The 13,018-nt window shown below is 71.4% G+C and carries 14 protein-coding genes and 1 pseudogene; 11 read left to right on the forward strand and 4 right to left on the reverse strand.

The genetic code is table 11. The features are described from left to right. Positions 1 to 55 precede the first annotated feature (55 nt). The 11 genes and pseudogenes from KIS93_RS04215 (at position 56) to KIS93_RS04265 (ending at position 8,208) form a co-directional block, all read left to right on the forward strand. A complete protein-coding gene (locus tag KIS93_RS04215) occupies positions 56 to 715 on the forward strand; it encodes a cupin domain-containing protein (protein ID WP_186403664.1) in 660 nt (219 codons plus the stop codon). Beyond that, entirely contained in the window at positions 708 to 1,436 is a 729-nt protein-coding gene (locus KIS93_RS04220; RefSeq protein ID WP_186403665.1) for a dienelactone hydrolase family protein, read from the forward strand. The genes KIS93_RS04215 and KIS93_RS04220 overlap by 8 nt, the downstream gene beginning before the upstream one ends. Then, positions 1,433 to 1,756: a Rieske (2Fe-2S) protein gene (locus tag KIS93_RS04225; RefSeq protein ID WP_186403666.1), complete on the forward strand. Its 324-nt coding sequence runs from the start codon at positions 1,433 to 1,435 to the stop codon at positions 1,754 to 1,756. The genes KIS93_RS04220 and KIS93_RS04225 overlap by 4 nt, the downstream gene beginning before the upstream one ends. Positions 1,757 to 1,760: 4 nt before the next feature. Then, positions 1,761 to 2,840, forward strand: a complete 1,080-nt coding sequence (locus KIS93_RS04230; protein ID WP_186403667.1) for a mandelate racemase/muconate lactonizing enzyme family protein — start codon at positions 1,761 to 1,763, stop codon at positions 2,838 to 2,840. A 291-nt stretch (positions 2,841 to 3,131) separates the two neighbouring features. Further along, positions 3,132 to 3,733 (forward strand): annotated as a pseudogene (locus KIS93_RS64535) (fumarylacetoacetate hydrolase family protein). Between the two features lie 31 nt (positions 3,734 to 3,764). After that, a complete protein-coding gene (locus KIS93_RS04240) occupies positions 3,765 to 5,072 on the forward strand; it encodes an MFS transporter (RefSeq protein WP_186403668.1) in 1,308 nt (435 codons plus the stop codon). A 44-nt stretch (positions 5,073 to 5,116) separates the two neighbouring features. Beyond that, entirely contained in the window at positions 5,117 to 5,422 is a 306-nt protein-coding gene (locus KIS93_RS04245) for a hypothetical protein (RefSeq protein WP_186403669.1), read from the forward strand. Positions 5,423 to 5,501: 79 nt separating this feature from the next. Further along, the gene (locus tag KIS93_RS04250; RefSeq protein WP_186403670.1) at positions 5,502 to 5,915 is read left to right on the forward strand and encodes a YbaB/EbfC family nucleoid-associated protein; all 414 of its coding nucleotides are present in this window, start codon (positions 5,502 to 5,504) and stop codon (positions 5,913 to 5,915) included. Continuing rightward, positions 5,912 to 6,229: a hypothetical protein gene (locus KIS93_RS04255; RefSeq protein ID WP_186403671.1), complete on the forward strand. Its 318-nt coding sequence runs from the start codon at positions 5,912 to 5,914 to the stop codon at positions 6,227 to 6,229. The genes KIS93_RS04250 and KIS93_RS04255 overlap by 4 nt, the downstream gene beginning before the upstream one ends. Positions 6,230 to 6,235: 6 nt before the next feature. Continuing rightward, positions 6,236 to 7,993 (forward strand): WXG100-like domain-containing protein, encoded by a 1,758-nt coding sequence (locus KIS93_RS04260; RefSeq protein ID WP_186403672.1) that lies wholly within the window; start codon positions 6,236 to 6,238, stop codon positions 7,991 to 7,993. A gap of 2 nt (positions 7,994 to 7,995) precedes the next feature. Further along, a complete protein-coding gene (locus KIS93_RS04265) occupies positions 7,996 to 8,208 on the forward strand; it encodes a hypothetical protein (RefSeq protein ID WP_186403673.1) in 213 nt (70 codons plus the stop codon). Between the two features lie 89 nt (positions 8,209 to 8,297). Here KIS93_RS04265 and KIS93_RS04270 read toward each other — a convergent pair whose 3' ends face one another. The 4 genes from KIS93_RS04270 to KIS93_RS64540 form a co-directional block, all read right to left on the reverse strand. Beyond that, a complete protein-coding gene (locus KIS93_RS04270) occupies positions 8,298 to 9,176 on the reverse strand; it encodes a hypothetical protein (RefSeq protein ID WP_186403674.1) in 879 nt (292 codons plus the stop codon). Positions 9,177 to 9,189: 13 nt separating this feature from the next. After that, positions 9,190 to 9,903 (reverse strand): hypothetical protein, encoded by a 714-nt coding sequence (locus tag KIS93_RS04275; RefSeq protein WP_186403675.1) that lies wholly within the window; start codon positions 9,901 to 9,903, stop codon positions 9,190 to 9,192. Between the two features lie 163 nt (positions 9,904 to 10,066). Next, a complete protein-coding gene (locus KIS93_RS04280) occupies positions 10,067 to 12,088 on the reverse strand; it encodes a helix-turn-helix domain-containing protein (RefSeq protein WP_246005175.1) in 2,022 nt (673 codons plus the stop codon). Then, on the reverse strand, positions 11,983 to 12,837 hold the full coding sequence (locus tag KIS93_RS64540; protein ID WP_246005176.1) for an AAA family ATPase: 855 nt from the start codon (positions 12,835 to 12,837) through the stop codon (positions 11,983 to 11,985). The genes KIS93_RS04280 and KIS93_RS64540 overlap by 106 nt, the downstream gene beginning before the upstream one ends. Between the last annotated feature and the right edge of the window lie 181 nt (positions 12,838 to 13,018).

A 13,018-nucleotide genomic window follows, 5' to 3' on the forward strand; every position in this document is an offset into this window, starting at 1 on the left:
AGTAGATGCTTTTTTAGGTAAAGTCATACCTAAACTGATAAGCAGGTGCCCCGCGATGACAGAGTCCCGACCAGCCCACGGCAAAGCGATCAGCATCGAGGAGTACCGCGAGCTGCTCCCCAACATGCGCTCGGTGACGGAGTCCAACGAGGTGGCCTCCGTTCTCACCGCCGACGACTACTTCAAGGTCGTCAACAAGCCGGACACCCGCCCGGCCTTCTGGAAGTTCGCAGACGTCCGCGCCACCCTCGACCGGCTCGCCGAGGAGCCGCTGCGCGAGGCCGAGCGGCGCTTCTGCACGACGGTGAACGCCGACACCGGCGAGCTCGTCGGCGCGACACCGTTCATCTTCATCGGCTGGCAGCTCATCCACCCCGGTGAAGAGGTCCCGCCGCACCGCCACAACTCGGTCGCGATCTACCACATCCTGGAGGGCAGCGGCTACACCGCCGTCCAGGAGGCCGGCTCGACCTGGACGAAGTACCACTGGGAGAAGGGCGACACCCTGGCCTGTCCCGCCTGGGCGTACCACGCGCACTACGCCGAGGGCGACGCCGACACCCTCATGTACGTCGTCCAGGACATGCCGATGATGGCCGTCAGCCGCACCTTGTTCTGGGAGGAGCCGCTCGGTCAGGAGAACATCCGGCACATGGTCACGGGAACGAGCCCCTCCTGGAGCGTCACCCGGACGAAGGACGACGTCGATGCCTGAGATCGTGCGGCAGCCGGTCGTCCTCGGCGAGCGGGGCGCCGGAGGGTTCCTCGTCAGCGACGGCAGCGGCGGCGGCGAGCGGCCCGCGCTGGTGCTCACCACCGCGATCGCCGGCGTCAACGACTACATCCTGCGGCAGGCGGACCGGCTGGCCGCCGACGGCTACGCCTGCCTGGTGCTCGACTACTACGCCCGCCAGGGCGGCCAGGCCCCCGACCTCAGCGGCATGGACAAGGTCATGCGGGCGGTCGCCTCGCTGTCCGACCCTCAGGTGCTCGCCGACATGAGCGACGCGGTCGCCTGGCTCAAGGACCGCTGGTACGGCGGCGTCGGCGCCCTCGGCTTCTGCATCGGCGGCACGTACGCGCTGCTGGCCGCCTCCCAGATCCCCGACCTGAGCTGCGCGATCACGTTCTACGGCATGCTGCGCTACACCGAGCTCACCGAGAACAAGCCCGTCTCCCCCCTGGAGACCCTCGACAAGGCGGCCTGCCCGGTGCTCGGCCACTTCGGCGAGGCCGACCATCTCGTCCCGCCGGCCGACGCCGCCGAACTGGCCGAGCGGCTGCGCGGCAAGCCCGCCGAGATCTACACCTATCCGGGCGCCGGTCACGCCTTCCACGAGGACTTCCGGCCGGAGGTGTACCGGCCCGTGGCCGCGACCACCGCATGGGCCCGTACCGGCGCGTACCTCTCGTACTACCTGCCTCCGCCTACGTGATCGACTGGGTGCGCCTCGCCCCCGCGGGCGCGCTTCCCCTCAACGAGTCGGTCACCGTCGAGATCGACGGTGACCGGATCGCCCTCTTCCACACCGAGCACGGCTATCACGCGCTGGCCGGATCGTGCCCGCACATGGGGGGCCCGCTCAGCGAGGGGAGCGTCGGCGACGGCGCCGTCACCTGCCCCCTGCACGGATGGCGCTACGACCTGAGCACCGGCGAGCGGCTGGACCGCCGCGGCCAGCCCGTCCCCACCTACCCCGTCGAGGTCCGGCAGGGCTGGCTCTGCCTCGGCCTGCCCGCGCAAGACAGGAGCTGAACCTTTGAAGATCGACAACGTGGCCGCGAGGCTGGTCGTCGTGCCGCTGGGCGCCGCCAGGGGCGGATCGGGCGCGACCAGCGTCCAGGTGCTGCACGTCACCGTGCACGACACGGACGGGGCGAGCGGCACCGGCTTCACCTACGCCCTCACCGGCGGGATCGAAGGCGCCCACGCCATCCTCACCTCCCTCTACACCCCGGCCGTGACCGGCCTCGACCCGCTGGACTGGGAGCGCACCTGGCACCGGCTCTGGGCCGCCACGCACCGCGTCGGCCGGGGCGTCGCGCTGCCCGCCCTGTCGGCGCTGGACATCGCCATGTGGGACCTGCGCGCCCGCCGCGCCGGCCTGCCCCTGTTCCGGCTGCTGGGCGCGCACCGCGACACCGTCCCCATCTACGGCAGCGGGCGCGCCACCCACCAGATGAGCGACGACGACCTCGTGGCCGGCGCCCTGTCCTACGTCGCGGAGGGCTACCGGGCGGTCAAGCTGCGCGCCGGCGTGCACGACGTCGAGGCCGACGTACGGCGGGTGGCCAAGGTCCGCGAAGCAGTCGGCCCCGAGATCACCATCATGGTGGACTGCAACGAGCGGCTCACCGCCGCCGACGCCCAGCGGCTGGGGCATCGGCTCGGCGAGCACGACGTCGCCTGGATGGAGGAGCCGCTGCCGTCCGACGACGTCAAGGGGCACGCCCTGCTGGCCGCGCGCTGCCCGGTGCCGATCGCCGTCGGCGAGCACCTGCTGGGCAGGTTCGAAGCCAAGCAGTACCTGGACGAGGGCGCCTGCGCCGTTCTCATGCCGGACGCGCCGCTGGCCGGCGGGATCAGCGAGTGCCTGCGCATCGCCACGCTCGCCGAGGCGTCCAGCGTCGCGATCAGCCCGCACTTCCTGCCCGACCTGCACGTCCACCTCGCCGCCGCCGCCAGGTCCGCCACCTACGTCGAGCACTTCCCGCTGATCGACGACCTGCTCGCCGAGACGCTCACCGTGCGGGACGGCATGGCGGTGCCACCGGACCGTCCCGGCCACGGCATGCGCTGGAACCCCGAGGCGCTGGACCACTACACGGTGAAGGGCTGAGACATGCGACTGGCGATCTTCGACGACTGGCGGCTCGGCCTCGTCGACGCGGCCGGCGAGACGATCCGGGACGTCACCGCCGCCGTGCCCGACCGGCGCGACGCCGACCCGCACGGCGCCGGCTGGTGGCTGCGGCTGTGCCGGGACCTGCCCGCGCTGCGGCCCGCCCTGGCCGAGGCCGCGCGGCAGGCGCACGCCCGTCCCTTGCGCGAGGTACGGCTGCGCGCCCCCGTCCTCAACCCCGGCAAGATCATCGCGTGCGCGTCCAACTACGCCGCCCACGTCGCCGAGATGCGCGACGTCGTGCTCCCCCGCCACGCCGGCGCGCCACCACCCTCGTGGCTGCTGGACTTCGACGTCTTCCTCAAGGCGCCCAGCTCCATCAGCGGGCCGGCCGACCCGATCGTCCTGCCCGCGCTCGCCGCCGGCCGCGAGATCCACCACGAGAGCGAGCTGACCCTCGTCATCGGGCGCGGCGGCAGGGACATCGGCGAGGACGCGGCGCTCTCCCACGTCCTGGGCTACCTCATCGGCCTGGACATCACCGAGCGCGGCGACGGCGACCGCTCCCGCCGCAAGAGCCACGACACCTTCACCCCGCTCGGCCCGTGGCTCACCACCGCCGACGAGGTCGGCGACCCCAGTCGCTCGACATCGAGCTGCGCGTCGGCGACGCCGTCCGCCAGAAGGTGTCGGCCAGGGACATGGTCACGCCGATCGCGCGGATCGTCTCGCACGCGTCGGCGCTCATGACGCTGCACCCAGGCGACGTGATCATGACCGGAGCCCCGCCGGGGGTCGGCCCGATCGTCGCCGGCGACCTCGTCTCGGTCTCCATCAGCCGGCTGGGGCACATGAGCATCCCTGTCCGCAGGGCCGGCTCACCCACCTGAACGCGCACGGCCCCGGAAAGGGGATGCCCAGATGAGCGTCGTCCTCCCTGCGCTCTCACGCCGCCCAGCCCTCCTCATCACGCTTCTGTGCTGGTCGGCCATCGTCTTCGACGGCTACGACCTCATCGTCTACGGCAGCGTCCTGCCGGTGCTCGCATCCGAGCCCGGCTGGGCGCTGGACGGCACAGCGCTGGGCGTCATCGGATCGCTGACCTTCCTCGGCATGCTGCTGGGGGCCATCACGGGCGGCGTACTGAGCGAGCGGTTCGGCCCCCGCGCCTGCATGCTGGCCTCCATCACGCTGTTCTCGGTGTGCATGATGGGCTGTGCGCTGGCGGGCTCGCCCACCGCGCTCGCCACGAGCCGGCTGCTGACCGGCATCGGCCTCGGCGGGCTCATCCCGACCGCCTCGGCGCTGCTGATGGAGTACTCGCCACCCCGCCACCGCACCCTCACCTACGCGCTCGCGCTGTCGGGCATCCCCCTCGGCGGAGTGCTGGCGGCCATGCTGTCGGCGGCGCTGCTGCCCTCGCCAGGCTGGCGGGCCCTGTTCTGGATCGGCGCCTGCCCGCTCGTGCTCATCGTGCCACTGGCGTGGCGCTACCTGCCCGAATCGCTGAACCACCTGACCCAGGCCGGCAAAACCGAGCGGGCCGCAGCGCTCGCGCGCCGGTACGGCCTGACCGTCCCGGAGCGCAGAGCGTCCTCGAGGCCGAGCACCCAGCCCCTCTTCCGCGGCCGCAACCTGGCGGCCACCCTGTGCTTCTGGGCGGCCACCTTCCTGGCCCTGCTCACCTGGTACGGCCTCGGCACGTGGCTGCCCCGCATCATGCTGTCGGCCGGATACCCGCTCGGGCCGGCCATCGGCGCCCTGCTGGCGCTGAGCATCGGAGGAACGCTCGGATCCTGGGCCACCGCCGCCGCCGGCGACCGGTTCGGCCACCGTGCCACAGTCGTCACCTCCTTCCTCCTGGTCGCGGCGTCCCTGCTGGCACTCAGCCTCCCCTTGAACCCGCTGATGTTGTACGTGCTGCTCGCCCTCGCGGGCACCGGAGCGGCCTCCAGCCAGGTCCTGGTGAACAGCTTCGTCGCGGCCACCTTTCCCGCCCGCCCGGCCGGGGCGCTCGGCTGGTCTCTGGGCGTCGGGCGTACCGGCGCCATCGCCGGACCGCTCGTGGTGGGCGTCCTCATGGACGCGCGAGCGTCCTATACGTGGAACTTCTACCTCTTCGCGGCCTGCGCCACGCTCGGCGCCGTCGCCGCCCTACTCGTACCGCGAGCGCTCGGGGACGGCCCCGGTCACGTGACGGATGCACGACGATCATCGCGTGCTCAATAGTGTGCCCCGTCGCAAGATCCGAAATCCCCCGAGGAGAACACCGCATGTCGATGATCAAGCGTTTCACGGCCGCCCTCGTCACGGTCGCGGCCGTCTCGACGGCAGGCGCGCTCATGGCCGGCCCTGCCTCCGCTCAGGACAGGACGTTCGGCGCCTGCGCGGAGCTGGAGATGACCATCTACCGCTTCGCCAAGGTCGGCAACGACTGCGACGTCCCCATCCAGGGGACCGTCGTCCTGACGGACGGCACCACCATGCCGTGCCTGTGGATCCCGCCACACGTCAGCAGGGGATTCTTCTGGGACCGCCCCGTCCAGGCCGACTACGCCAAGGACTGCCCCCGGGAATAACGATGCCGACAACCAGTCGACTGACGGATTCACGTCCCCTTCGATGGACCTAACGTTCTCTGCGGCGACAGGGATGGCGGTGTCCGATGAAGGGCTTGGTGTGCACGACGAGGTTCATGCCGCACTCGAGAAGGCGGCGGCTGATTTCGAGCGCAGCACCGGCCCGCTGCGCGAGGTGTACGCCCGGTTGAAGGAGCTGACTCACACCTCCCGGTCCTCCAACGGGATGGTGACGGTCACCGTGGGAGCTCACGGCCAGGTCGTTTCCATATCTCTGGACCCCCGGGTTTATCGCAAGCTGTCGCCGTCCGAGCTGGCCGATGCGATCGCCGGTCAGATCGCCGTCGCCTCCAGGCAGGTATCAGCGCGCGTGCGGGAGGTGGTGGAGCCGCTTATGCCGGACGGCCTGCGATATGAGGAGATCTTCGGCGCGGGCGCCAGCCTGGAGGCGTTCTTCTCCGCACCCATGTCAGCACCGCGCGAGAGGGCATGAGCGGCGCGCCGGACGGCTTCACCGTCGAGGCGGAAGGCGTCCGCCGCCGTGGCGGCGATGCGGCGGAGGAGGCCGAGTTCGTCGAGGCCGTACGCGACGACGTGCGCGAGGCCTTCGCCGCCGCCGGCCGCCCGATGGGACACGACCAGTACGGCGCGGAGCTGGACAAGAGCTTCCCGCAGCTGAGAGAGCAGATCTTCGACGCGTTCGCCGCCTACCTCGACGAGCTCCACGAGCTGAGCACCGGCTTGGGCACGGCGGCCGGGAATTACGAGGCGGCCGACCAGCCACTGCTGAGGCCGGAGCAAGGCTGAACTCCGATGTGGCTGGACGGGATCCCGGTCCCGGAGCCGGTGCGACCGTGGATCGGCTGGGTGGTCGGCATGGACTGGCCAGAAGGGGACGAGGCCAAGCTGTTCCAGCTGGCCGACGACCTGGCCAGGGCCTTCCACCGCATCAACGGCGGGGTACGCGGCGACGGCCGGCTCGCCGGCGGGGCGGCCTCCGGCACCCGGCACGGCGTGTGGGACGGCCAGGCGCTGGAGGCGTTTCTGGAGCGGGCGAAGGAGACGACCGGCAGCCGGAAGGCCGAACTGCTCGTGCGGCTGGCCGGGATGGCGCTGGCCTGCAACGACCTCGGCGTCCAGGTCCAGTACACCAAGCGCATGATCAAGCTGTCAGTGCTGCTGCTGATCGTGCAGCTCATCTGGCTGCTGTGGGCGGCCCTCTCGCCCGCCTCGGGGATCGCCTGGAGCGCGGCGGGCGCGCGGGCGCGGGTCACGCGGGCGATGATCCGGCAACTGGCCCAGCGGCTGCTGCTCAACATCGCACTCTTCGGGCTGCTGATGGGCGGGGTGGACCTCTACATCCAGGCCACCCAGTCCCGGCGCGACGAGATCGACCTGAAGCAGGTGGGCTGGTCGGCCCTGTCCGGCGCCATCACCGGCGGCCTGCTGACGCTGACCACGGGGCTGCTGCCGCCCCGGTCGATCCTGGCCATGATGGGGCACTCCGGGGTAGCCGGGAGCGGGACTTCGCTGGCCGTCATGGCGCTGAGAGGAGACCCCATCGACTGGGAGGCGGTGGCCAAGGGGGCAACGGGCGGGGCGCTGTCGAGCGTGGACGTGCGCGTGGCGACCTGGAGCCCCCGCACGGCCGCCGCCGCCCCCGCCACCACGACGGCGAGCGCCGCGAGCCGTCCCGTGACCGCACCGGGCGCGCCGCGACCCTCGATCAACCGCATCGACCGGCTCATCAACCGCCCCCAAGACGAGCCGCCCGCCCACCCCACCCGCACCCACGACGGTGCCGTCCCGCGGGCGACGCCCCAGATCCCGGACCCGGCCGTCCCGTCTCACCCGGGCCATCGGCCGATCCCGCCGGACCTGACCGAGGCGTTCGCGGCGGTCGGCCCGGACGACGGGCTCAGGCTCGGCGGCGGCGTCAGTGCGAGATCGGTCCGCCTGGTCACCTTCGAGGACGGCTCGAGCTGGGTGTTCAAGCAGGTGAAGACCACGAGGGAGGCGGACGCGGAGGAACTGGGGTCCATCCTCGGCGAGCGCATCGGCGCCAACGTCCCCGCTGTCTACCGGCTCGACCCGCATCGGGTCGCGATGCCGTACGTGGCGACGGGCACCCCGATGGCGATCGCGCCGGTGGCGATGGACTCCCTGCCTGCGAAGGTGCTCGGCCTCCTCCACGTCCTCAACCGGGATGCGGACGCCAACTCTCTCAACATCATCGTCGACGAGCACGGCCATCCATGGGGCATCGATATGTCGGCGGCCTTCCACGAGGTGTCCGAGAAGTACCGCGGAGTACTCCCCGAAGTGACGAACAGCCCGCTCGCCGGCCCTTGGGTGTCGAGAACGTGGTCAGGGCTGCTCATCCAGAGCTTCCGTTACCTTCCCAACGAGCTCAACCAGGCGGACGTAGCATGGCTGGCCGGCCAGATCCGCTCGACGCGGCCCGCCTTCGAAGCGCTCGGCCGCGCCGACTGGTACGCCAAGGTGTGGAGCCGATTCGTCGCGATCGCCGAGAATGCGTCAGGAACTCGTTCGATGTTCGAGCAGGAGTGAACGTGCTTGTCGTCAGGGACGTGCGCACCGCCACCGTGGTGGGCACGATCGAGCTCACCGGCGAGGGCGAGCTCGTCGCCAGCTCCGACGAGCTGAACCGGCTGGTCGCGCAGACCATGATCCGCCGGGGTCTGAGCGCGCAGGAGGTGTACGAGTACTACGACGGCTGGAGCAACGGCTACGTGGTGTTCGAGCCGGTGGACCGGCTCCTCTGAGCGGCCGGAGGACAGGGTGCCGCCGCGTTCACCTTGCGGCGGCACCCTGTCGCGTGAGGTACTGAACGACTCGCGCGGCCGGCCCCGTGTCAGTTGTCGCCCACGTCGTCAGGGTCCTCCTCGACGTTGTCCTCCGCGCCGTTCCACGGGTCCACGTTGATCTCGTCCTCGCCGTGGTCGGCCGAGTCCTCCTCGGGGATGGGGTCGAGCGCCGCGAGCTCGGCGGCGACCTTCTCCCACCGGGCGTCCGGATCCAGGGAGGCGTACTGGGCCACCAGAGGATCAGGCCGGGCGGAGGCGAGCGTCGCCGCCATCGCGGCCTCGTCCTTGGACTGCAGGGCGAGCTGGGCGGGGATCTCCTCCCCAGCGATGACGCCCTTGGCCTCACCCCGGCCGATCACCCCGCGGTCGTAGGGCAGGATCGCCTGGGCCGCGATCGGAGCCCACGCTCCGTCCGCCTCGCGCGCGATCGGAATGAGGTAGGTGTGGCCGGCCTCGACCCGTGGCGCACCCTCGATGACGAGCTCCGTTCGGGTCTCACCGGTGAACTCCCATCCCACTACGTTGAGGGGGAAGCTCGCCGGCGGCGCGGGTGTCCAGCCGTCGGCCGACGTCCGGGACCACAAGGTCTTGTTCACCGTCAAGCGTACGCTCCGCCCGATGTAGCCTTCCCCGGCGGCGATGTCCTGTTCGTCCGGCGTGCCCTCCTTCTCCTGCGAGGCTGTGGCCGCCACCACATGGTCGGCGTACCCTGCCCAGTCCGCGAGCGTGCTGTACGGCAGGCGGGGCGATCCATGGGCGACGATCAGGTCGGCCACGTCGTTGTCGCCCGCGGCGGCACCCGCTCTGGCGGCGGAGGCGAGGTGGCCGGCGGCGGGGAGGTCGCCGGTGGCGGCGGAGGCCACCCCGATCGTCCCCGCCAGCGCGAGCAGGAGCACGCCGGCCGTGATACTTGTACGAGTTCTCATTCGACACCCCTGCTCAGTAGGTCTTATTGATCATCTTGCGGTTGTGGCCGCCGAGCGTTTCCGCTGCTGGCACTCCCGGCCTCGGAGGGGTCTGCATGCATCCCAACCGGCTGTCCTGGTTGCCGACCTCGGGGTCGGCGTTGTTGCCGTGGGTGAGGCCGACCGCGTGCCCGGTCTCGTGGCACGCGAGTATCTTGCCGGGAGTTCTTCCCTTGAACAGGACGAGGTGCTGGTCGCACTTGACTGCGTCCACCGCGTCGTTGCACCATGTCAGCCCCTGGACACCGGCCGGCCATTCCTTCGGCTGCTTGTAAATGATGTCTGTTTCCGCAGGGCCCGAATAGACCGGCTTCTTGACGAACTTGACCTTCAGATCCGTCGTACGGTCGAAGTCCTTCTTGAGAACCGCCTTGATCCGGTTCCATCCTTCGGCCTTAATGGTCTTCTTATCGTGCCAGACCGTGAGGGTGCTGTTGTCGGTTTGACAGTACAGCTGCAGGTGGTCGCGACACTTCCACTTCGTGTTCTTCGTGGGAAACATGTTGTCGAAATCCCCTGGCGAGCAGTCGGCAGGGCCGTCGAAGCACATCGACGGAGGATCCTGCGCGTCGGCGAGCGCCGTGGCGGCCGAGCCGGCGCCGGTGATTCCCAGTGCCACCAGACACAAGGTCCCCACTACCGGCGCCCAGCGGGCACCCTTGATAATTCTCGCGCCATTGTCGGTCATTCTTTTCCTTCCGGCTCCATCGCCGTGCCGTCGCCGGCGACACGAGAGAACGATCTCCCAGAATTCAGGAGATCGAATCTGTCGGGCGACTGGCCGGAAAAACGGCGAGTTACGCTGAGTCGGCACGGTGAATGTCGCGTGAATTATTTGGGAAGGACCGGCGTCAGCCGGTCAGGCGGCCGCCCTCGTCGAGGTCGAGCCTGGCCAGCTCCGCCCGGGAGGCCACCCCCAGCTTCGGATAGGCCTTGTACAGGTGGTAGCCGATCGTGCGCGGGCTCAGGAAGAGCTGGGCCGCAATGTCCCTGTTGCTCAGCCCCGTGGCCGCCAGCCGGATGATCTGCAGCTCCTGCGGGGTGAGCCGATCCAGCACACCCTCCGACGCACGCCCGTCGCCGGTCTGGCGCTCCCCCGCCGCACGCAGCTCCGCGCGGGCCCGCTCGGCCCAGGGGCGGGCGCCGAGCCGGTCGAAGATGTCCAGCGCCGAGCGGAGCTGGTGGCGGGCGTCGGCACGCCGGCGCAGCCGCCGCAGCCACTCGCCGTACAGCAGCTCGGTGCGGGCCCGCTCGAACGGCCGGCCGCCCCGCTGGTGCAGGTGCAGCGCCTGCTCGTAGTAGCGTTCGGCGTCCTCGTCGGGGGCCAGCAGCGCGCTGCAGCGCAGCGCCACCGCATCAGCCCAGGATGATGGGGTCTGCGCCGCCCACATCTGCACCCGTTCGGACGCGGCGGCGGCGAAGCGGGGGCGGCCGGCCCGCACGGCCGCCTCCACCAGGTCCGGCATGCGGTGCATGATCATGACGGTACGGGCGGCGGGCCCGAACGCGCCGAACGCCTCAGCCCTGCGCAGAGCCATCTCAGGCCGGCCCAGCGCGAGGTCGAGCAGGTTCAGCGAGACGCAGCGCATGCCGCCGGTGGCGGCGTCGTGGACGTCGGCGATCTGCTCGGCGAACTTCAGGCACCGCTCCTCATCGCCCTCGATCGCGGCCAGGTACGTCAGGACGCCGACGAGCAGCGCCGCGTAGTACCCCTGATCGGTGTCGCGGGCGATGCGCAGCCCCTCCTCGGCGCTGGCCAGCGCCTCACGGTGCAGGCCGAGGAACATCTGCGAGCGGGCCACCAGGGAGAGCACCAGCGGCAGCAGCCCGATCGCGCCCTGATCCCGGCACTCGCGCTCGATGGCCACGGCACGTTCGTACGCCATCGTGTCGTCGCCGATCACCAGGTCCCAGATGGCGAGCTGGGCGCGTTCCTGCAGCTCGGCGGGCTCGGAGCGGTCCCGCAGACCTTCGATCATGTCGCGCAGCCACGCCAGGCCGGCCGGCGGCTCCTCGCCGGCCAGGCCGCCCATGCCGGCCAGGACCCGCCTCATCGGCCGCAGCGGCCCGGCTTTCGTGCTGTGCAGCTCGGACACACGGGTGGCCGCCCGCGCGATTGCGGCGTAGTTGCTGCTGATCCAGGCGGGGGTGAGCGCGTCGAAGAACAGGGTGACGGCGACGTCCTCGGCCTGGCCGATGATGGCCTCGGCCGTTCCGGTGAGCACCGTGTGGGCGGTTTCCGCCTCGCCGCGCGCCATCGCGATCATCGCCCGGGTGCGGGCGAGGTAGGCCAGCACCTGGGGGTCGGCCACGTCCGCGGCCGCCTGGTCGGCCAGCTCGCCGGCCCGCTCGTACAGCCCGGCCTCGGCGGCCGCGGCGGCGGCGAGGGTCAGGCGGCGGCCACGCTCGCGGGGGTCGGGGCTGAGCCGGGCCGCACGCTCGCAGGCGGCGGCGACCGCCGCGTGCCCGCCCCGGGCGCGGGCGTGCTCGGCGCTGCGCTCCAGCGCCGCCGCGCTCTCCTCGTCGGGCCCGGTGGCGGCCGAGGCCAGGTGCCACGCCCAGCGGTCCACGTCGCCGGGACGCCCGGCCAGCGTCCCGGCCAGCGCGCGGTGGGCGGCCAGCCGCCGCATAAAGGAGGCCAGATGGTAGGCGGCACTGCGGACGAGGGGGTGGCGGAAGGTGACGCGGCCGTCGCCGACATGCACCAAGCCGGCCGCCTCCGCGGTATCGAGGCCGGCCAGGTCCACGCCGAGCGTGCGGGCCGCCGTCAGGATGACGTCGAGCGAGCCGGTGTCGTCGGCGGCGGCCACCAGCAGCACGGTGCGCGCCGCCTCGGGCAGGCGCGCGATGCGGTCGCGGAACGCGCGGTGCACCCGGCCGGGGCCGGGGAGGAGCCGATGCCGAAGGCGTGGATGGGTGCCGCGTCCGCCGCTTGTGCCTCGGTGAGCAGCGCGGGCAGCTCCAGCAGGGCCAGCGGGTTGCCGCGTGCCTCGCGCAGGAGGCGTTCGCGCGCCTGCGGGGCCAGGTCGCCAGCATAGGCGGCCAGCAATTCGGCCGAGCGAACGGTGTCGAGCCCGGTCAGGTGCAGGTCCGGTACGCCGGCGGCGGGGAAGGCGCGCTCGTCCTCGCGGGCGGCGAAGACGAGCACCACCCCTTCGGCCTCCAGCCGCCGGGCCGCGAACAGCAACGCCTCGGCGGAGGCGTGATCGAGCCATTGGGCGTCGTCCACCAGGCACAGCAGCGGGCGCCGCTCGGCGAGGTCGGCCAGCAGGGTGAGCACGGCCAGCCCGATCAGAAACCGGTCACCGCTGAAGCCGGGCTCCAGGCCGAGCGCACTGCGCAGGGCCCGGGCCTGCGCGGCGGGCAGCAGGTCGATAGTGTCGACGGTGCCGCGCAGCAGCAGGTGCAGCCCGGCGAAGGGCAGCTCCATCTCCGGCTCGAAGCCCGTCCCGCGCAGCACCCGCATCTCCTGGCCCGCTGCTGCGGCGGCGGCGTGATCGAGCAGCGCCGACTTGCCGATCCCGGCTTCGCCGCGCAGCACCAGCGATCCGCTCTTCCCGGCTCTGGCCGCGGCGAGCAGCCGGTCGATCACCGCCTGCTCCTTGTCCCGCCCTATGAGCATGAGCATCCCCATTCGCCCGGCGTTGTCCGGCCACGCTGCCGGCGCCGTCCGTTTCCGCCCTCGTCACGATGGGGCGCCGGCCGCCGACCAGGACTTCGATGCCTGGCTTGATCTGCCGGTCACCAGCAGAGATTCGTGCCCAACGCCCTCCCCCAGCGGTCTCGTCCGCGGCGATGCACCG

The sequence above is a fragment of the [Actinomadura] parvosata subsp. kistnae genome, assembly GCF_900323885.1.
Taxonomy (GTDB): domain Bacteria; phylum Actinomycetota; class Actinomycetes; order Streptosporangiales; family Streptosporangiaceae; genus Nonomuraea; species Nonomuraea composti.